This window comes from Njordella calcicola (assembly GCF_056494125.1).
In genome coordinates this window covers 3,538,993-3,560,338 of the sequence record NZ_CM151396.1, presented here as the reverse complement: position 1 = coordinate 3,560,338, position 21,346 = coordinate 3,538,993, and the positions used below count along the sequence as shown (strand labels likewise).

General features: G+C 49.5%; 15 protein-coding genes. 1 reads left to right on the top strand and 14 read right to left on the bottom strand.

Annotated features, from left to right (window positions below; translation table 11 throughout):
• Positions 1–412 precede the first annotated feature (412 nt).
• The 13 genes from SH302x_RS13495 to SH302x_RS13435 all read right to left on the bottom strand — a co-directional run bounded on the left by SH302x_RS13495 (position 413) and on the right by SH302x_RS13435 (position 17,912).
• Positions 413–742, bottom strand: a complete 330-nt coding sequence (locus tag SH302x_RS13495; RefSeq protein ID WP_479369207.1) for a hypothetical protein — start codon at positions 740–742, stop codon at positions 413–415.
• 1 nt (position 743) lies between these two features.
• Positions 744–3,275 (bottom strand): hypothetical protein, encoded by a 2,532-nt coding sequence (locus SH302x_RS13490; protein WP_479369206.1) that lies wholly within the window; start codon positions 3,273–3,275, stop codon positions 744–746.
• A 7-nt stretch (positions 3,276–3,282) separates the two neighbouring features.
• Positions 3,283–4,251 carry a hypothetical protein gene (locus SH302x_RS13485; RefSeq protein WP_479369205.1) on the bottom strand — a complete coding sequence of 323 codons (969 nt, stop codon included), beginning with the start codon at positions 4,249–4,251 and terminating at the stop codon, positions 3,283–3,285.
• Positions 4,241–5,839, bottom strand: a complete 1,599-nt coding sequence (locus tag SH302x_RS13480; protein WP_479369204.1) for an AAA family ATPase — start codon at positions 5,837–5,839, stop codon at positions 4,241–4,243. Before SH302x_RS13480 ends, SH302x_RS13485 begins: the two co-directional genes overlap by 11 nt.
• Before the next feature lie 76 nt (positions 5,840–5,915).
• A complete protein-coding gene (locus SH302x_RS13475; protein ID WP_479369203.1) occupies positions 5,916–6,557 on the bottom strand; it encodes a hypothetical protein in 642 nt (213 codons plus the stop codon).
• A gap of 24 nt (positions 6,558–6,581) precedes the next feature.
• Positions 6,582–7,121: an NUDIX hydrolase gene (locus tag SH302x_RS13470; protein ID WP_479369202.1), complete on the bottom strand. Its 540-nt coding sequence runs from the start codon at positions 7,119–7,121 to the stop codon at positions 6,582–6,584.
• On the bottom strand, positions 7,114–7,740 hold the full coding sequence (locus SH302x_RS13465; RefSeq protein WP_479369201.1) for a GTP pyrophosphokinase: 627 nt from the start codon (positions 7,738–7,740) through the stop codon (positions 7,114–7,116). Before SH302x_RS13465 ends, SH302x_RS13470 begins: the two co-directional genes overlap by 8 nt.
• Complete coding sequence (locus SH302x_RS13460) at positions 7,737–8,759, bottom strand: hypothetical protein (protein ID WP_479369200.1); 1,023 nt, start codon at positions 8,757–8,759, stop codon at positions 7,737–7,739. The genes SH302x_RS13465 and SH302x_RS13460 overlap by 4 nt, the downstream gene beginning before the upstream one ends.
• Before the next feature lie 3 nt (positions 8,760–8,762).
• A complete protein-coding gene (locus tag SH302x_RS13455) occupies positions 8,763–9,929 on the bottom strand; it encodes a restriction endonuclease subunit S (protein WP_479369199.1) in 1,167 nt (388 codons plus the stop codon).
• Positions 9,926–11,671, bottom strand: a complete 1,746-nt coding sequence (locus SH302x_RS13450) for a class I SAM-dependent DNA methyltransferase (protein ID WP_479369198.1) — start codon at positions 11,669–11,671, stop codon at positions 9,926–9,928. The genes SH302x_RS13455 and SH302x_RS13450 overlap by 4 nt, the downstream gene beginning before the upstream one ends.
• Entirely contained in the window at positions 11,672–12,850 is a 1,179-nt protein-coding gene (locus tag SH302x_RS13445) for a PDDEXK nuclease domain-containing protein (protein WP_479369197.1), read from the bottom strand.
• A gap of 2 nt (positions 12,851–12,852) precedes the next feature.
• Complete coding sequence (locus SH302x_RS13440) at positions 12,853–16,236, bottom strand: DEAD/DEAH box helicase family protein (protein ID WP_479369196.1); 3,384 nt, start codon at positions 16,234–16,236, stop codon at positions 12,853–12,855.
• 92 nt (positions 16,237–16,328) lie between these two features.
• The gene (locus tag SH302x_RS13435; RefSeq protein WP_479369195.1) at positions 16,329–17,912 is read right to left on the bottom strand and encodes a sigma-54 interaction domain-containing protein; all 1,584 of its coding nucleotides are present in this window, start codon (positions 17,910–17,912) and stop codon (positions 16,329–16,331) included.
• A 305-nt stretch (positions 17,913–18,217) separates the two neighbouring features.
• Between SH302x_RS13435 and SH302x_RS13430 the strand changes: the two genes are divergently transcribed.
• Positions 18,218–19,855, top strand: coding sequence for a hypothetical protein (locus SH302x_RS13430; protein WP_479369194.1), 1,638 nt, complete (start codon positions 18,218–18,220; stop codon positions 19,853–19,855).
• Between the two features lie 186 nt (positions 19,856–20,041).
• On the opposite strand, the gene SH302x_RS13425 is transcribed toward SH302x_RS13430, so the two are convergent.
• Complete coding sequence (locus tag SH302x_RS13425) at positions 20,042–21,286, bottom strand: hypothetical protein (protein ID WP_479369193.1); 1,245 nt, start codon at positions 21,284–21,286, stop codon at positions 20,042–20,044.
• Between the last annotated feature and the right edge of the window lie 60 nt (positions 21,287–21,346).

Genomic DNA, 21,346 nt, shown 5'->3' with positions numbered 1-21,346 from the left:
TACTTTTATCGCCAAATCAAAGCCTATTGGACTCCATACCGTGGTCAGATAGCGCGAGGGCGATGACTATCGTTGCGTGTAGAGAAAATGATTCTTCCGAAAATTCAAAATGCGTTTGCATTGCTCACTTCTCTTTCGATGTAGGCATTACCCACTTCCCAACAATTCGAGCAAATCGTTGCAAGTACATGTCGTGAATTACGTACTTGCCTTGCGATTGCTCTCGCTCAAAGTACGAACTGTCCGAACCTGACCATCAATCAGCCCCTCGCGATTGATTTAAACAATGCGATGATCGCCATAAGCTGTTATCTGTGTCTAGGTGCTCGGTATCAGCGTAATTCGTGCAAACAGTTCTCAATCATACCAAAGCCGATCTCGAAGTCTTTGGGGCGATCGGCTTTAGTACGATTTATACCGCGACAAAAGTGAAATACAACGTTGCACAATTCCTCTTTCCGAGATCTGCATCGACCAACTCAAGCGTCCTGTCGCAAAGATTGATGTAGCGATCAGTGAGCAGCGATTGGCATTTGTCCGCAGAGAGTCGCGCACCAGACTCGACACCCTGTTCATCGGCCATCAACTGAGATGCGAAGAACGTCCGAGTCTTACCATCAAGGAAAACCGTGTATTGCACTTCGGGACCGGTCTCGTTGATATCAATAACCGCGCCGCACTTGTCAGGCTGCGACTGCAGTCGGACCACCTGGCAGCGTTCAAAAGTAGTTTTGCTATTCATTTTAGTTGCTTGTCCGATTGAAATATCGATTTAGGGTCTCTCTAAGTGTCATCCCTTCACCTGAGCACAATTCCCATGCCAGCAAATAGCCGAGCTTTTGCCGATTGCTGAGCTTCCAGTTGAGCGGAATTGACTGATTTGCATCTACGAATGTAATCGTTTGTACAACGACGGGTGGTTCATTGCTGATATCATTGTCCCTCTCATCTATCGTAGCCTTTGGCAAGTTGGCGTACTGAGATACGGAGGCCTCATCCGCAGAAGCCTCGAACTTGTCTAACATCTGCTCCCAGTTCTTGCGGATAACAGATTTTGAGAGCTTCCGTATGTCAAACTCAGGTACCTCAACGATGTTTTGCTGTTGAGCCATTCCGCCTGTAGAATGCATTCCCAACAGCATTGGTTCAACATTGTCTGGTGCCCCATCTTCGTTATTGAGTTTGAGATAGAGAGCCGCCAGGTCTGTTTCGAGGTTACCACGCTCGAGTTGAGATGCAGATCGAACAGTTGCCATCGCCTCGCCCGGTCCTGCAAGCCATCGGATAGCACCGAACAACCCGCCCGAATCCGCTGGTTCGTTTTTGTCTTCAACCCACGATGGTTCGATCCGCAGCAGTAAAATGCGATCAAATGTTCTGCTGCTTGATTCTTCCGAAGCCCATCGCTTTAGCAAGAACTCGATCCAATTAACGGCGGTGACAATACCTTCGTTATCGACATATCCGCCATCACAGATTGCGACGTGGTCACCAATACCATTTGCGTTGCTTGGTTTCGTAAATGGTGAAATGTAAGGAAAAGTCGCAGACGTCCGCGCTGCGGTCGCTGGTAGCACATCAATTGCATCTTGCTGAGTATTCAGCAGCTCTCGATAGTTTAGTGGCCTCGCGTTTAGTCCGACGCTGGAGGCTCTTTGTGGCGTCGGAATCGTATCGAAGAGTATCCGCCTGCCAGTGACTGCATCCGTCGAGTTGAAGATAACAATGGGAACAGCACCGGCGAGGGATCTGTCCCCCCATTGCCCAATCGTCATCGTCTGTATGTCATTCGGTAGCCGCGAGTTCAAGCTGTCTTCAAGGCGCTGTCCACGTCCCACGCCGTTGATACCAATCAAATTGTAGAGATCATCTACCGTTGCCCCGAAGGCAATCGCCTCAAGTGCAGAACGTGCAGACAACTCCAACGCGGGGCTCTTTTCTTTGAGATCCCGATGCACATCCGCTGTCGATGGCCGCGGCGCACCAACCGCGGATCTGCCCAGAAGTTCGTTCTCATAGCGCGAGCCGATAAACAAAAGCGCGCCAACGCTTCCACCAGATACTCCACTGACAACACACACAGAGTCTTTGAATTCGACGTATTCATCGGAAAGTTGATCCAAGACGCAGGCAGCCCAAGCGGCTGCATGGATACCTCCTCCCGGACAAGTCACCACAACAAGAGTTTTCCCTTTTTCGTTCTCATGCCAATCCAACTGTGTCATTCTGTTGCTGATTGCACGCCATGCGTCTTCATCGAGTGAAAAAGTTTCATCAGCGATCAACTGACGGCGTTGCGCGATATCTCCACCTGAATCTAAGAGCTCGTTTTCACGTTCGCGAATAATCGATATACGACTGATAAACTTGTTGTTTGAACTATCCGGGAAGGAATTCAATAAGCGCGTCGATCCACGAATGGACATAAGCAAAGTAAGCAACGCGACGAATACAAGTACTGTAGGAATTCGCCATCGGTCGAGCCAATTAGCCAAGCCCGATAAGAGCATGAAGATCAACCATAGAAATAGCACGAGCATCGAAGGTGCTGAAGTGAGCCAATACTCGCTATTTTCAAGCCGTCTGGCGAGCTGGTGATGTACCATTGCAAGTAAGACGAGATAAACCAAAAACTGAACGTCTGTGCTTCCAAGTCCAATCCGAGTTAGATATCTCTCGATGCTCCGTGAACCATTGCGAAGGAAGCTGAATCCAGTGGCTGACCGTGATTCAAACGGAAAGTAGTTGGCTGATTCTACGTCGCTGCCGAAGATCCAACATTTGACAAAGCCGATCGCACACAACCCAGCAACTCCAATACCCGCACTTAGGCAAACTGTCAGCACAGATCGCCAGAAATGTTCAAAGGTAGTTCCTGAAAACTCACTTCCAAACGCCAAAGCTATGAACAGCGGTGCAAACATGGCTGCCAGGGTAATGATCACTACTCTGTTCCGTCCCCACGGAGCTTCGCTATCACCGAAGAGATAACGAGAAAGATTTCCTCCGGGGTTTCGATAGCCAAGTACCCGGAGGATAGTGACCGCAAAGTAGAAGGTCACAACATTTGTTATAGTCAGGTAAGTGAGCTGCCAGTAACTATCGAGCAACAATCCATTGACAACGAGCGATTCAATTTGCGGGATCAAACCGACAAACGGCCAAAGTGCCAAAGCAAAAAGCAACAGGATTCCATATCGCTTCTTGATCCAACGCTCTGGCCAACTGACTAGGGCGGCGCTATTAGGATTTTCCGTGTTCAAACTGTTATTCATAGCGATCTCACGTAAGCAGGTCAGAGCGAATTGGCTTTTCTGCGAAAAGTTGCTGGTGCCTCTCAAACGCTTTCTTTCTGGAGAAGAGGCTCCACGTGTTTCCAGCTTCACCAGCACTGGCGGCATCTCGACTTCCCACAGACACGTGTGTCATCGTGATGTACCAGAGAGGTCTTGGAATTAGAGTTCCGGGTGATGTCTTGGCAAACTCGCCTGCGATAAGTTCTCGATTAACGAAGTGCTTTTCAGGCCAAATTGTTAGACGAATCTGAGTACCTTGTGTGACGAACGCAGATAGCTCATCGGCAACATTGCCCAATAGTTTTCGTTCGAGCATACCCTGATGCAAACAAATTTGGAGATCTATCGCAGTCTTCCGAAATCCCAATGGTAGTTGGTTGGAAAGCTTGATGATCTGTTTGACAGTAACGATCTCATCATCGCTTCCACCACGAATCTGCGGCAATCGCAGAATCATCCAATCCGAGTGCGTACAAATCGCCCTCAGAACTTTCTCTTGAGAGGTGGAGTCTCTGCCAACAATTCGAGGGTTTTCATATGGCGTCCAAAACCCTTCGGTCACAAAGTCCTTAAGAGATGCAACTGCATCCGTGGCTGGAGTCGTGCTGGACGAAACAATGATCTTGTCAATTGGAACTTGAGAAAGCGAACTCAGTCCCGCGTTCATCCATTCGACTTCAGTATTGGTCTGTGTGGTTGTTGTTGGTCTGCCCACATACAGTTGCGTCAGCTTTTGAAGCATCGCCATCGCATCCGTCCGATGGTTATGGTTCTTAATGCGAGCGATACGGCGACTGGCTGCAATTTCCCAGTGATCGCCTAGTTTGCACAACATAGCGACGGGAACGGATCGAAATGGGAAAAAACATTGTTCAAGCTCGCGAACAACATCCGACCCATTTCTGCCATCGTCATCAGCTAGCGCGTCAGGTGTAAACAAAAACTCAGCGAGCATCGGGGAACCTCTCGTAGAAGTCAATCTCGAAGAAGTCGTCCGGCCATGGCTGAATGAATTCGCCATTCACATCGACATCAATTTGCGATGCTTGAGTTACCCCGTCCGACTGCTTAATGTAGTAGATTGCGAGATCGTCCGTTCTAAGCGAAAGGTTCTCAGGGGCTTTGTCTTTCTCTGTTTCACGAATACGCCGCAGTAATCGAAGAATCAAATGCTCGCTGTGTGTTTCAATAATAAATTGCTGGTCTCTAAGATTACAAGCTTCGATGAACAAATCACCCAACTGTGTCTGGAGCCTTGGATGCACATGCAGTTCTGGCTGTTCGATGAGGCTTAATGCGTCATCATCAAGTGCACACGCAACGATGATGGGAACGATTTGTGAGATCCCAACTCCCAAGTCACAGGCAGACAATTCTGGGCCCTCTTCCGAGTTACGGAACACCAAACGTCTTTTCTTTACAAGCGAGTCGAAGTCTAAGCGATATTCATCATCGTCATCAAATGCTCGACCATCGACAAGCCTTCGGATTTTCGGATGGGCGAGATCCAATTCCACAAATGTTCCGCATTCCAGGGTAAGCCCGGTGTTTAGCTTGTCTTGATCATATAGCCAATGACTAACAAGCTCGCAGATTTTGCCTTCGTTCTTGAATAACATGTCCCATGCTGCTAGACCATTCGACCAAGTATTCTGACTTGATGTCGTACTTTCGCGATCAGGAATGGCCCGCAGTGGACCTAGGTAGCGCATTTTTCTGAGATACCACTTAAGAAGATTTTTGGGACCGTGGACCATCGTTGATAGAACCCGAGTAGCGAACCGTTCAATCGGAGTTGATGGCGCCTCGGCCACGAACAAATCAACTACTTGATAATCAGGCCAAGCTGTCGACCCAACCACAGCATCAAATCCAACCCAACCTTCTCGATCTGACGCATTTGTGTGCAAACAAGACTTGAGTATCGAGACCAAAACTGGTTGATCGTATTCCGGTTCAAAGAGTGGACCGAGGGAGGCTTCCTCGAGTAGGTTTGCGTAATCATGAAACTCTTCGTATGGAATAAGAAGTGGATGCCCGGCATTTAGCTCTATGTACTGACCAGCCCCTCCATGTTGGGATGCAACCTCAAGTAGTGGAGTACCATCAAGCGCGACTGCATAGCGTGTGCAAGCTGGCTCTTCAAATTGCCTGCTCCATTCAATATCTATTTCGATACGTACAGATGATGGCTCTCGAAGAACAGCTTCATCGCCCCAAATTTCTACTTCAAGTGGCCCCAATCCATCGTGCAGTTGTGAGATGGAAAGCAAAGCATCAATACCGAAAGTGATCTTCCTCGAGAGGTCTTGCTGGTGCACAAGGTTGCGGAAGCCCCCAACATTGATTCCGGCGTCTTGGTAGATGATTCGCTTGCCATCAAAATCCTGATGCTCAACGATTGCTCGAATGTAGTTCAAAGCATGTAGAATAGTGCTTTTCCCTGCTCCGTTGGCGCCAAACAGCAAAGTGATAGGTCGAAGATCAAAGTCAATGCAGTTGCCGATGCCTTTGAAGTTCTCGATACTTAATTTTGTAATCATATTGATTTCGACTTAGTGTAACGCGTTGCTACGGCTTCCCTTTCTGCTCATGCATTCTATGCATCTGCGCCGCCGATCATCGCCATTCACCAAAGGCCCCCTTTGACCATTCGGGGGCTTTCTGGACGATGTCGGCGAAGTAGTGAGTTGAATGGGCGTGACTGCGAACAGCGTCAATGAGGCTCTTTCTCTGTCCCTCAGTTTTGTTGTCTTTTTCGAGTGGTTTGCAAACGTGCGGATTCTCAGCCAGCCATTCTTCCACACCGTCACTTTCGACAAACTCTAACGGCGCGTAGTCGCGGACGCACTGGCGACAAACGCCGTGGAACGCGTTCTTGTGCATGTCAATGCAATGAACCTTTACTGTTCGATTAAAGTGCTGATAAGGGTCACGGCAGATAGCACAGAGGCCGTAGTCTCCGTATCCCGATTGTACTGCTTCAAAACGCCAGCCGGTTGTCGGGGTAATTGAATTGGCACGAATGTTCTCCAGAATCGGTGGCAGCAGTTCATTGACGATACCTTGAGCCTCAAGCAGATTGTTATAGTCATCGTCACTGTATGTACCGATTGAATCTTGATCGCCAAGTTCAGCCGATCTAATTGCCTCAGCGAATCGTAGGATTTGGCGGCTAGGAATGGGTTTCGTCAGCTCGTCAATTCTGCCGTCTAGCAAGTCGAGAAGCTCTTGATAGTCGGCGGGTGTCATTTCACTCATACTGTGGCATCTCCTCTCTACAATTCATTCGTTGGTCAAATCGATATTTAAGACTTTGCGAAACGCATCAATGATGACCTGCTGCTTGCGTTCCGAATTGGTGCGCAAGTTTGCCTTGATCTCACCAATCGTATGCCATTTTGCTTCGGCAACTTCGGCAGTATTTACAGCTAGGACAATCTCTTTCGTTACCTTGACTAGAGCAGCGTAGTAAGCTTTTCCTCTCATTTTCACCAACGAATGATCGATGTCGCGCTCACCCATTTGTTCCGGTATCTTCTTTGAACCAATCCATTGAGATCGGCGAAAGTGCATTTGGTTTTCAGTAATACCTAGCTCGGATAGCAGCCCTCTGACAACCGCCTCTTCAATAGATTCGTTCGGCTCGATTCCTTCTTGTGGAGGCATCCACGCGTTCGGCTTCTGGCTTGGTCGAATGAGCAAAAACTCTTGAGAATCAGAAGACTGGATCAAACAAACCACAACTGGCCGTAAGCCTAGAACGCGACACCGCATCCGCCGATCATAAAAAACGCCGAAAATCACTTTGATCCATTCAAGCATTTGTTCCAGCGTCCTTTATTTCAAGCTCTAGTTTCAGTTCATCGATCAGATGATCTGCGCCCCACGCTTGAGCAGCGACAAAAGCCATTCTCCTGCGCTGCTCAGCCGTTAGATCCGACCTGCGTTTGTAACAAAGCTTGTGATTTGTCTCAGACCACGCATACTGAAAGAGTGTCTTGATCTGAAGTTCGAAGAAATCAGGGTATTCCACTTCTCGAAAGTGTGTTGTGATATCTGATGGCAAAAACAATATGTAGTGCTTTCCGACATATCCGAATTCCGAATCAGAATGAGGCTCTTTGGTTTCCATTTCGATACGACGAAACGTACTGCCTACGACCCGATCAATGTAAGGAATATCGGAAAGAAATCGTGTAATCACTAAGGCTCCCAATTGATCCTGAATCTCGTTTAATGGATCTGCATACTTGGGAGCACCGCGCTCGTCTAACTGCGCAGCTTTCTCAAGAAAGCTAGATATCTTCTTGGGACGTGTTGTTATCCGGGACACATAATTGGACTCGTCGAATAAACTATCGAAAAACTCACGGAGTTTTTCATCCAACGGCATGAGCACCAAATTAAATCGTTCTGTGTACTGGCTAGCAAGACTGCTCATGGCTTCACCTTCCTGAATCGACGATCAGTATCGATTCCCTCGGTCCGGTAAACCTTCAGTCCCCTCTGTTGGTCGACAATCTCTTCAGTGAAGACTTGACTGAACTGTCCAGTTGGAGCCGTCAGAATTGCTCCTGTGTTCAACTCGACTGATTCAAATGAAAGGATCGAAGTAAATGCCTCTTCATCCAAAACGAACTCCTCCTCATAGATCTCGTCCGTCGACGCTTCCGTCTTCAAGCACTCTTCTGCTGACTTCGAGAGCCCATACTGCTTGGATAGCAGTGCGGCACTTACCTTTTTGCCTTTCTGGTTCGGGATCAATTTCGCCGCACTTGCAAGCTGATCTTTAGTTGCCGTATCAGGTGCGTTCTTGATCGCTTTATCATACATTCTTGCAAGACGGCCAGAGCCAAGAGCGGGCGTTGTAAGACAATCCGATGCTAAAAAATCTTTTACCCAGTAGTCTGACACAGTCCTTACGACGCCGTATTGGATCTGATGGTCGACGACCATTCCCTTCCAGTAACCAGCCTTTACTGAAGAGTCCTCGTAACAAGCGGCCTTGTATTTGTTGGAGTTTTTCATGAATACTTTCTCAAGGTATTCGACATTGAGTCCACCTAGGGTTTCTTCTGCCAGAATCCCAACATCCGCAGGGAAACGAGAGATCATTGTCTTTGTTTTCTTACCTTCTTCGCCACGAACTAAAAAGAGCAAGCCCATGCCGGGAGTGCCGTCGGTAGAGTGCTGCAAACGCTTGGCGAGTTTCAGTCCCGAGTCAGACCGTGGGCGATCCGCATAACTGACAATGAGATCTCGGGCATCGTTGGATTTCGAGTCCGTAGTGAAAGAAATGTTTGTTTTACAGTCGTCTTTGCTCCTTGCGTAAATCCGTTCCAGCATTGTGTAGAGCTTTCCTTCGAGCTTCAGGGTTGCTCCACGGATTTCTGCACGCGAGGATTCCTCTATTCCTTTGCCGGGATGCACCAAGTAACTGTGCATGTGGGTAATAGGCATTTTTTACAACTCTCCATTAAAAGCGCGTTGCACAAGCGAATTGAAGAGGCGCTCAGAATACGTGGCCGATGAGTCACTTTTAGAAATCAAACTCAGCATTCTGTTTTCAATTTCAACAAATCTCTGCTGAAGTTGCATCGGTGGAACTGCAACAGGAATACGATCAAGGCTGCTTCTATTCAATTTGAATTGATCAATTCCAGTTACAAATTCTCGTATGTTCTTAAGCTCCATGTATCGAGCGAGGTACGGAAGAAGCAAAGTGCCGTTCTCGGCCAACACATGGGCGTGGTTGTTAACCCAGAACTTGCCAGATGCCAGACATGCTATCGGGCGACTGCGTGATTCGAGATGCTTCCCGTCTTCACTAATAAGCAAGAAATTGCCTTCAAAAATAAAGTCATCCAAATGGTCAATTATTCCAACTGCTCCGTAGTACGGATAAACACCATCCCGTTTGTCACGGTCGGACTGCTTGAGCGGAACTCGCATTGCGTCTAAGTTGTTCACGACTTTGCCGAATGGCATTAGTTGATATCCATGCGTGTTGTGCTGTGGGCTTCCGAACATTTCAACAAACAGCGACACTAGAAAGTCGTTCGCGGCTTTGGCCACAGCATTGCGTTTGCGGCGGATGGCGTCGGCTTTGTCGAGCATTTCGACGATTCGTTTCTGCTCTGACAACGGCGGCAGCGGAATATCCAGAGCCAGACATAGTTCGTAACTCATATTTGAAATGTTCGTGGTTTGTCTGCCGCAAAGTCTTACATCATGTTGCGTTTTGTCCGATGCAAACCAGTAATAGAGATAGCGAGGAAACACCTTGCTTCTGTCCGCCCGGAGGATCGAGATGAAGCCTCCCGCAGTAGCTCGATATGTTAGTTTTGGAACCCAAGAGCATTTACCCACTAGATTCCAGCTGTTTGCAGTTGATACTAGAATGTCGGACTCCTGTAGGAATTGCTCATCACGCTTCACGAATTCAAGTGGAACCGCGATTAAGTCGCTCTCGTCGAGAACGTCTTGCACGTTAGCCGTTCTCATACACACAGCAGAGCCGTCTGTTCCGGGATCAACTTTATCGTCTGGCTTGAACGTAATTCCGCGAATAAAACGAGCGACGGTTCCGAGTGGCCGTGTCGCATGTGTTTTTGTGTGGACTGTACTCATCCCAGCATTGCCTCCAGTTCTTGCAAGTCAGAAGCGATTTCTGCTTCCAGCTTCTTCAGCCGTCCGAGGATGACCTTGGGGGAGTCGTATTGCTCTTCCTCGTGAACGATTTCCTTGTACCGATTGATCGAGAGGTCAAAGGCGTTCTCTTCGATCTCGGACTTGGGCACGAAGAAGGCGTTTGAAGTGCGATCCTTGAATAGCCCCTCACCCCTAGCCCCTCTCCCCGAAGCGGGGCGAGGGGAACTGGTGTTTTGTTTGAGCCACTTGGGCCATGCTTTACGCAGGACATCCAAGTCTTGCCAGTCGTCGTCGGCTCCGATCTTGTCCCGTTTGTCGTCCATCGTCCTTCCGTCATAATGCACGTCGAAGAAGAATACGTTGTCGGTCTGACCTCCCTTGGTGAAGAGCAGGATAGCGGTGCTGACACCGGCGTAGGGGCGAAACACACCAGACGGCAGTTTGATGACTGCCTCAAGCTGATTCTCTTCGACCAGCATCTTGCGCAGTTCTTTGTGCGCGTTTGACGATCCAAACGTGACACCATCGGGAACGATAACTGCACAGCGGCCGCCGAGCTTGAGCATTCGCAGCATCAGCACAATGAACAGCAATTCGGTCTTCTTCGTCTTGACTTTGCCAGTGAGAGTCTTGTGGACATCTTCTGCGTCCAGCGAGCCTTTGAAAGGTGGATTGGCGAGGATCAAGTCAAAGGCATCTTCCGCCCAGCGACGGGTTTCCTTACGGTCGGTGAAGTTGGTGCTGAGCGTGTCCTGATAATTGATGTCGGGCGTGTCGATCTCGTGTAACATCATGTTCATCGCGGCGATGCGGAGCATAGTCACGTCGAAATCGAAGCCGTGGAACATCTCGCTCTTGATGTGCTTCCACTGATGCGGCGTGATCAGGTCGCCAGTGTAAGTTAAATTCAGCCCCTCACCCCCGCCCCCTCTCCCCGAAGCGGGGCGAGCGGAGTCAGAATCATTCGACAGTTCATGTTTGATGATGCCGTCAGGTGAAGTGTGGCGTTTGCGTAATCCCTCCATGAACTGCACCAGAAAGCCTCCTGTGCCGCAGGCTGGATCGCCAACTGTCCACGACAACGCTTCTTCTTCGTTGCCTGCGAGCACCAGATCAACCATCAAATCGATGATGTGGCGCGGAGTACGGAACTGGCCGTTGATGCCAGCGGTAGTCAGTTTACTGAGCAGATACTCGTACAGATCGCCTTTGGTGTCGCCTTGAGTCAGCGGCAACGCTTCGATCATGTTGATGGCCGACATCAACAGCGAGGGCTTGTTGATCATCAGCGTGGCGTCTTTCATGTACTGATTGAAGGTGTTGACCGGTCCCTCGCTTACACTTCGGGTTGCAGAGGAACCGGAGGCTAACGCCTTGCGGCTGATTTCCTTTGCAGAAGCATCTTCCGCTTGACCCATGACACGGAAATGCGGGAAGACTTCATCGCGAACAATCTTCAAAATTTTGTCTGCGTCTGCTTCTTGCTTTAAATGGCTCCAGCGCAAGTGCTGCTTGCCGCGGGGGAAGTACACACCCGGAAACTCTTTGCCTGGATTCTTGCGAGACCATTTCTTCTCCTCGGTGCTCTCGCGCATGTCGAGCAAACGAGCAAACATCAGGAACGAAATCTGTTCGATCACGGTCAGCGGATTGGTAATACCGCCCGTCCAGAATTCTTCCCAGAGCTTGTCGATCTTACTGCGTAGTTGTCCTGTAATCATTTATTGTGAATCCATTTCTAGTGGCGTTTCCTGTTCGGCTTCTATTCGCCGACGTTCGGCTTCGATTTGTTGTCTCAATGCTTCCGCAGTCGGCAATTGCAGTTGGTACTGCGAGACGAAAAGGGAGTTATCCATTGCGGCTAGAGCATACTGGACAAGTGCATGATCTTTCTCGGTGCAGAGCAAAATGCCAATGGGTGGATTGTCACCTTGCTCGCGCACATTCTTGTCAAACCAACTTACATAAGTGTTCAGTTGGCCAATGTCCGCGTGGTTGAACTCTGCCAACTTCAGATCGACCAGGACGTGACACTTCAAGATGCGATGATAGAAAACGAGATCGACGAAATAGTACTTATCGCCGATTAGCATCCGTCGCTGGCGAGCTTCGAAACAGAAGCCTTGACCGAGCTCCAGCAGAAACTCTTGTAGTTTGTCAAGGAGTTGATCTTCGAGATGCGATTCGCTCATCACTTCCGTCGGCTTGAGCCCGAGGAATTCAAAAACGTAAGGATCGCGAATTACCAGTCTCGATGCTGCCGCTTCCGCTGATTTCGACGTTTGTTGTAGTAGCTTCTGCTTGTCGACGGACAATTCGCTACGTTCGTATAGCAAGCTGCTTATCTGCCGTTTCAGCTCACGCACTGACCAACAGCCACGGATGCATTCGGTTTCATAGAATGCTCGCTTGTTTCCATCATCGATAGCAACCAGTTGCTCGATATGCGTGTACGAAAGCGAGTCTATAATCAGTGAGCCGGAAAATGCGGGCGCTGACCGCACTTTCTCCAGCGTTGGACTCGCGGGGGCGACCAGAAGCAGTCTTTCCGATTGTGCGGTCAGTGACCGCACAATTTCGGGGTAGGTGTTGTAGAAACGGAGATACTGATAAAGTCGCCGTTTTTCGCAGGTTTCGACATCCAATTCACGCAGTCGTGAAGCGAGCCGGTCGAGCAATTTTTCACCATACGAAGCGCGATCCGCTCCGTTCAACTCGTACTCGGCGATGTAGTGACCGATCAACCAGTTTCTTACCGTCAAGCTAACATTTACCGCTTTCGACGCCTGCCGCGCCAACTCATCATGGGCCGCCTGTATCGAACGCGCGAGGCATTCCAAATTAAACACAGTTGCAGCCTGCCGTTCGCTCATCGCCTGCTTTGTCGTTTCTTTCGCCATGTCTACTCGCCTCCTTTTTGAAACGAGCCGATGATGTCGAAAAGTTCATCCGCCAACGACTCTTCAAAAAGTCCGTCGAGGCTGTCACTGTGCAGCGTGGTGAATGGCGGTTCGTAAAGGTCGTCTGTTTTGATGGAACCGAATTTTGCGATATGGTTCTGGAGCAGATCCAAGAACTTGATCTGATGCGATGCGAGATTTGGATGAGCCTGTACAAACTTTGTAAACCGCTCATGAACTGCATCGGCGTCCATCCCGATGATTTCGCGAATGGCCTGATCGAGTGATTGGGCTTGCTTGAAGTAGTCCATCAGGTCGCGCAAGTCGAGCCCCGGTTCCTGAGTCAGCACTAGAGAACAAAGGTCTTCCAAGTCGCTGGCGGTAACCGGTTCGCCGAGCCGAATTTTTCGCAAGGTGTCGTTTTGATCGATGATGGCTTGCAGGACGTTATTGACACGATTGCGATACGCGACCATGCCCAAGTCATCTAGCTGATCCAAGCGAACCTTGTGCTTCTTGCGTTCAATGTCTGCTTCATCTTCCTTCACGTCGATGATGATCGGATCAAGCTTGGCGACTTCGTCCTTGCGACGGAACTGGACGATACCGCGAAGTTGGTCGCGGATTTCTTCGAGGTCTCCAACTGTAACTTCATCCCAGAATTCCTCGCTTTTTACGCGCTCAATGACCGGCAGTTTTAACTTCACCTGCGAAAGGTTGATTCGCAAACTGCTGACCAAATTGACAACCGCATCACGGAGATCGGCGAACTTGTTGCCGCCGCGAATGAGTTCCGCTTGGAGTTGAGCGATGAGCCGGTCGAACTTGTAGGCTTCCTCGAATTTCGCGATGTCCACCCACTGCATCAGTGGAGCGATGTTCTGTTGCAACGTGGCTTTCGTAGCGGCGTCAAATTGGCGGACTATTTCTTCAGAGGAAACGGATCGCACCTGCGGCCATTTCTCCTTAATGGGGATGCTACCTTTGGGGAGGTCAGCGATCTGCTTGCTGATTAAGCTTGTGGCAATCTCGAATCCAGCGTTGTGTTGTTTTTCCAACGCGGCTTCGGCCAGTTTCAGCCGAGCTTCAAAGACTCGTTCGCAAAGTGACTTCTGCCGAGTGGGTTCGGCCGACTTGTATTCCGTCTCGAATCTCTCGAAGTTGCCCCAGTGATCAAAGATCTGGAAGTGCGACTTGTCGATGTCGGGACCAAACAAATCGGGGCACAACCGAGTGCCACGTCCAATCATCTGCCAAAATTTCACGTAAGAGTAGACCGGCTTTGCGAAGACAAGGTTGACACACTCGGGCACATCGACGCCGGTATCGAGCATGTCGACTGAGATAGCAATCGTGAGATCAGGATTGCTGCCTTCACCTTTGAAGTCGTCGATCATCGACTCCGCACGCGGATCATCGCTGACAACCGTTTGACAAAACTTGCCGCCGTACTGCGGGTACATTTCATTGAACAGCTCTTCCATGAGGCGAGCATGTTTGACGCTACGTGCAAAGACAATTGTCTTACCAATACGACTGCCTACACGAATTCCATACTCCATGAGGTTGCGCAGAATGTGGCGATTGGTGTCTTTGTTGTAAACAATCTTGTCCACTTCGCCCTGCTCGAATTCAATCGCCTGTGGCAAGACTTCGTCTTCTTCAAGCTGACGTCGTTGTTCCGGCGTCATCTTGGAGTATTTGATACCGGAACGCAGGAACGGAGTCGTATGGGTATCGACCTCGAACGGAACAAGGTGCTTTTGCGCCACTGCTGTCGGATAGTCGTAATTGGATGTTGGATCACCTTCGTCGCAATCAAAGATCTTAAAAGTGTTCCGCGATACAAACTCGACGGGAGTTGCTGTTAAGCCAAGTTGGTAGCAATCGAAGTACTCGAAAAGCTGTCGATAACGATTGTAAAGACTGCGATGCGATTCATCCGCAATGATCAGGTCAAAGAAGCCGACATCAAAGGACTCGTAAATCTTCATCATCGCCGGGTAAGTCGATAAAAAGATTCGATCCTTGGTATTTCCAGCGGAACTACCAGTGACGTAGGTGCGCGGGAGGGACGGAAGGAACTCGTTGAACGCATTGTTGGCCTGCCGACGCAGTTCGCGGCGGTCACACAAAAACAGAATTCGCTTTGCCCAGTTGGCTTTGATCATCGCATCGCATAGCGAGACAGCCACGCGGGTCTTCCCAGTGCCTGTTGCTTGTACCAACAATGCTTTGCGTTTCTTCTCAGCAAATTTCTCAACTACCCTGCGAACCGCTTCAATTTGGTACATTCGACCGGCGATCTCTTGATTGGCCGACACTTCTTTGACTGGCTTTTTAGAAGCTCGCTGATAATGGATGTGCTGCAAGCTGTCTTTGGAATAGAAGCCATAGATCTTCCGAGGTGGCTCTCCTGCAGCGTCGTTCCAAATCCAAAGGTCATATCCATTGGTGTAGAAGATCACAGGCCGCTGGCCACGTTCCTTTTCGAGCCCGTCCGCATATTGCTCAGCCTGCTTGCGTCCGAGTTGGGGATCGACTGCCGTCTTTTTGGCTTCGACGACTCCAATAGGTCTTCCATTGTCATCCTCAAGCACGTAGTCGGCTTTCCCTTCGCCTGAGGACCCAACTTGGTATTTTACTGTAGCTTCCCTTACGACTTCGGCCGTACTGGTCTTTCCCTTACCAACATTCCAGCCTTCGTCAGCAAGCATCTGATCAATGAGATACTTGCGTGTTTCTTCCTCGTTGTAGGCCATTGGATCAACGGCTTGTAACTGCTTAGTCGCTTCCAATGCTGCTTCCAACGCAGCTTTTCGCTCCTCAGCCGTTGCTTCGGCCTGGTCGGCTCGCAAGCGTTGTTGTTCAAGATCGGCGAGCAGCTTCTGCATCTGAGCCTCTTGCGCCGTGATGCGTTCCAAGATGGCTCGCTTTTCACGACGTTGTTGAACGCTTTCAATGCCACCTTGCGGAGGTTCCTCGAAAACGGAGCAGTCGGCAACATTACCACCAGCGTAACTTACAAAAATCCAGCGACCGACATTGTGTGCTTCGCGCATCAAACGCAGGGCGGCGGTCGTGTCTCCTTTGTTGCCGTGAGCCGCGCGGTTCCCTTCCATGCGAAGCGCGTGCAGTTTGGACAGGAGAACATCGGGAACCACGTCTTTAAATGGTTGGTTATTCAGTAAATCAACAAGATTGGCTTGATAGGGTTTAGGCAAACGCTGATCATGGTGTATCCACTCAACAACTTGTTCGCAAAAAACTCGAAGCTTCAGAATTGCACCGACTGGATCCGAGTGGGCGTAAGTCTCCGCAAAACCACCAAGCCCTGCAAGCTCTGGCCATTTCGGTCGAAGGAATTCGAAGTTGATGGACTTCATGATGGAGTACGAATCTATTTGCATGGAATCCGCTATTGGCAACTAGCATGCCATGCGCTGGATCTTATCTTAAATGGCCGGATCTCAAAGGTTCACTTGGGTTTGGATGGTGCGACTCCGAGTCGTTTCAATTGGGCGTCAAGTGTCTGGTAGCTCGACATGCCGAGGAGCTCAGCGGCTTTGGTTTTGACGCCTGAAGATTCTTCCATTGCACGCTCTAAATACCGTCGCTGGATGTCTTCTAACAGCGTTTGCAAGCAGAATCCGTCACCGAGTTCGTAGTCGAAGTGACCGGTTCGCTTGCCGGGAACGTCCGCGATCGCGGCCTTGATATCTCCGACCTCGATTACGTCGCTTTCGCTCATGATCGCTGCTTCCACGAGTGTGTTACTGAGTTGCCGAACATTGCCAGGCCAGTCGTACTCCCGTACAAAACGCTTTGCGGATTCAGAAATCTTTTTGTCTTTGTAATGCGGTTCTTGGCTTCGAAAATCTCGATTGATTCCGTTGAGTAGAGTCTCAACCAACTCTGGCAGATCAGACTTCCTACTACATAGAGAAGGAAGCTTCACCTTGATGACAGACAATCGATAGAAAAGGTCTTCGCGAAAGTTTCCATCGTCGACCTCTTGCAACAGATCACGGTTCGTCGCGCTGATGATTCGCACGTCGGCCACTATTGTTTTACCTATGTCTCCAACTGGTGAGAATTCGCGATGACAAGGTCTTTTTCCGTGCGGCGGCTGAAGCACTCGAAGCAATGCCGCTTGCATTTCTGGACTACATTCACCAACTTCGTCTAGGAAAAGTGTTCCACCGTCGGCTCGTTCGAATGCACCTGACTGAGCCGTTTTTGCACCAGTGAATGCGCCAGCCACGTAACCAAAAAGCTGCGATTCCAATAGTGCAGCGGGAATCGCGGCGCAGTTGATTTTGATGAAGGGCTTCCGTTTGCGGCGGCTCGCGTCATGAATCGCTTCCGCAAACATTTCCTTGCCCGTTCCGGGTCCGCCAAGAATTAGCACAGAAACATCTCGGCTAGCAGCTTTTGCCGCCCGGCCAGCGGCAAGCCGAAGTGCTTTGCTATTGCCGGAGATCTTCTCGAAGCCCTCTATTTCCTTCGGTGGTCTCGTCGCCAGATGCTGAAGGCTAATATCTGGTAGTGCGGCTAAGTCATTGGCGAAGCCAGCTACAACATCGTAAGGAATGGCCGATTGCGTTGCTTTCCCTTGAAAGGATTGCCAAAACAGACCGTCATAACGCGATTTGCCAACCAAAATCCATGACGCGGCCATTGACGGGGTACCCGGTGTCAGAAAAAACGAATACTCACTGTTGGAGTCGCGATTCGACTTGCCAAGTACGCTGTCCATCGCAGCGAAAATCTGTTCATAATCAGTTGGGTCATTTAAAGTGACTGAGTGAATCTTGGCCTCGAAGCCCAACCATTCTGAAAACATCCCGCTGAGCCACTTCGGATAGTTACTAAGCAAGTGAACATCATCGAATGTTTGTTCCTTCAAAAGAGCTTTAATCGGTCCATCTTGCTGGACAATCTTGCGATCGATCTTAAGCGCCGAAAGTATACGAGTTTGCTGATCAGGTGGAGCGTCCCAGGCCATTCCAAGTAAATCGTTGTGTCCGATCCACGAATATAGAATTCGATTTTTGCTCATAGATAATCCCATTTGTTTTGAACAAAGGGAATTGTACAGGAGCAACGATAGCGATGGGGTGAAGGATAGGCCATTTGCCAAGGAATTCCACAAAAACTTTTCTCTTCGCACAAATTTCGTGTTCCCCCCAAAGCTGTTCAAATCAGGGGAATCATCGACGAGACTGCCGGAAGCAATTCGCAAACCTTTTGTTAGCTTGTAGTTACGACTTTGTTCTCCTCGCGACAAAGAGCTTCGGCACGGTATTCGCGATTGATTTTTTGAAGTTAAGTCAATTCTCTTTTTCCGCAAGTTAGGAAGTTCAAATGATTCAAGTCGTCCCGCCCGCAGTTGGTGACTCATCACTTTCAGTTAGTCTTGATCTGGTTGTCACTGATAGAGAGTCTGTAATCGAACTGCTGAAGCACGACGATGTGTCTCGAACTGACTTTGCGTTGTCAGCATTAAAGGTTGGAGTGCTGGCGATTCGCCAAGCATGCGGCGTCGTCGATGCGCAATCAATTCAGGAAGAATGCCAACGCTTTATAGACATTGTTGGAGAGACGTTGAAAGTACACTCAGACGGAGTGTCGACGCAGGTGGCGAATCTGCTGGCAAAATATTTCGAGCCATCGAGTGGCGAGTTCAATCAGAGACTTGACAGATTGGTTCGACGGGACGGAGAACTTGAAACGCTGCTCGGTCGCCATCTCAATGGAGATGGGTCTTCTTTAACGAACACGCTCGAAAAGCACATCGGTGTCAACAGCCCGCTTCTGCAATTATTATCGCCAGACCAGCGACAAGGAATTCTAGTCGCACTGAAAGAATCGCTTGGTCAGGTGCTGGTTGATCACAGTAAGTCCATTGCAGGACAGTTCTCGCTTGACGATAAGGAATCAGCTCTTTCGCGTTTGTTGAACGAGATCACGGAGAAAAATGGTGTCTTGCGTCAGGATTTGGTCGTCGATCTCGATAAGATTCGGAAAGAATTTTCTCTCGACAATGAAAGCGGTGCGCTGGCCAGATTGGTCAGCAGGGTTGAAGGAGCAAACCGTACTATCTTAAATGAATTTTCAGCGGACAACGAACTTTCCGCGCTGAATAAGATGGCTAAGCTATTAGACGCCACCAACAAGAGTATTGACTCGAGCCTATCGCTCGACCAAGAGCAGTCCGCACTGTCACGACTAAGACGGGAGATTCTGGTCGTCTTTGATGGAATGGCGAAAACGAATTTGGAATTTCAAGAGCAAGTTCGCGTATCTTTAGAGTCGCTCAAGGCTCGTCGAGCCGAAGCAGCACGCTCGACAACGCACGGACTCGACTTCCAAGATGTAGTCGGCAGCTTTATCGAACAGCAAGCCCAACGACTTGGTGACCTTTTCGAACCATGCAACGAGTCTGCTGGGCGCATCACCCGCTGCAAAGTGGGGGATTTTGTGATGACACTTGGCCCAGATAGCGCTGCTCCCGAATCACGAATCGTCTTCGAAGCAAAAGAGGATCGCTCGTACTCTAAAAAGGATGCATTGCTCGAGTTGCAGAAGGCCAGAGAAAATCGGGAAGCCCAAGTTGGCGTCTTTGTGTTTTCACGCGAATCAGCGCCCGAGGGGCTCGATTCGCTAACGCGATGGGACAAGGATCTCATCGTAGTCTGGGATGCACATGACCCTAACACAGATGTCGTGTTGAAGACCTGCATATCGGTAGCTCGAATGATTGCCGTTCAAACTAAAAAAGCGTCGGAAAGAACAGCGACTGATATTGCTGAAATGAAAGCGTTGGCCGACGCACTTTGCCGTGACGTCTCCGTACTCGATGAAATCGTCAAGAGTGCCACGGCTGCTCAGAATCATTGCGATAAAATCGTAACCAAGGCCGGAGGGCTGAAGAAAAGGATCGATAGCAGCCTTACAGAACTACAGGTGCACATCGCGAGTCTGGACACAAGTGGCGAATAATGCAAATTCACAAGATGAGTTTTGGGCAAGCTTATTGGTACTCCCGATCTATCCGACCGAGGTTCTGATGTCAGCACAACAAAGCTACTGAGTTTGCCGTGTGATAACACCTGCCATTAATGATCAAACCGCTAATCATGCTGTGCAAGCACAAGTCGAACTTGTCCAGGCAAAGAAGCGATCTGATCAGTTCACGAATTCAAGAATTGGTTGCATCGCTTTCCATGTTTCGGCGACCAAATCAATGACCTTAGGCGATTGAACTACCGGGCAATGGTACTCAAACGAGATGTCGAACCCCAGTTGGATGTTCGAACGCTTATTCACAACCAAGTTGTAAATGGACTCGACCCATTCAGGTTGATACTTAACCATCGATCCCTTTAGTCGAATAGCCGTCCGAAGATCGGCGTCGATGCGACCATCGACTTCCGCATTTGATCGCTGGCTCTTGTAGTGTCGTTGAGTGGCATAGATCATCGGCTTAGCACCGATTGACGACTTCAGTGTGGGACGAAGGTTCGCTTCGATGGCTGCAACCAACTCCAAAAATCCCTCTATACCAAGGTCTTTCAGCTTGCTCCGAAAACCACCTTTCACTCCATTGGGTATTGTAAGTGCGGCCAGTGCGTGCTTGCGACTAAGCCCCATGGTTAAGTGCGGATGGGCTGTGAAATTCGTCGCATGACGAGCGGCCTTTAGTGGTAGAAAGTCCCAGACCATGTCGGTGCCCTTACCGGTGATTGCAGATCGACGCATGCCCGATGGGTCAACCCCAAGTTCATGGAGGTCCTTACGCGATTGCAATAGATCGCCCATCAATCGAATTAGTCGCTTGGCTTCGCGGTAGCTATAGGGATTGTCGTCGCTGAATCTTAGCCCATCAAACACGGTTATCGTTCCTCGAATTTGGTAGTCTGCCGCCAGCATCTTTCGTTCAAAAGTCTTCATGTATTCTACAAGCTGAGTAGCCCAAAATGACCGCCCCGACCGCCGGTTGAACCAGGAGAAAATTTCTCGCCAAGTCTTTGAAACAGTCTTGTCCGGCAAATCACTAGTTAACTCATCAACAGAAATCACGACAATCCATGATGATTCGTATCCATTGCGTCGCGCCGTGGATCGATGGCGATCTAGTTGTTCAAGTGATACCCGCGCTTGCACCTTACACTCGAAGAGCACCGCAAACCCTTCAGTGTCGAAAATTGCAGCATCAGGAAGACCTTTGCGATCGAGGGTTTCCGCATCGTCCAAAACAACTCCCGGTACCTGCTGCTGAGTGAGCCTTAGGAAATGCTTCGCAGGCACATTCTCAACTCCCAGCCATGCCAGGAAAGGACTCAGTAAGGTTCGGTCTTGATCCAGCACCGAAACCAACGCATGCGTTAGTCTGTTTTCGGGTTGTTCGTATTGGTCAAAAATGCTTCGCAATTCGTGTCGTCCGAAAATCGTTATCTGTTTACGAGGCGACAGACTTCTGTTTGCGCCACA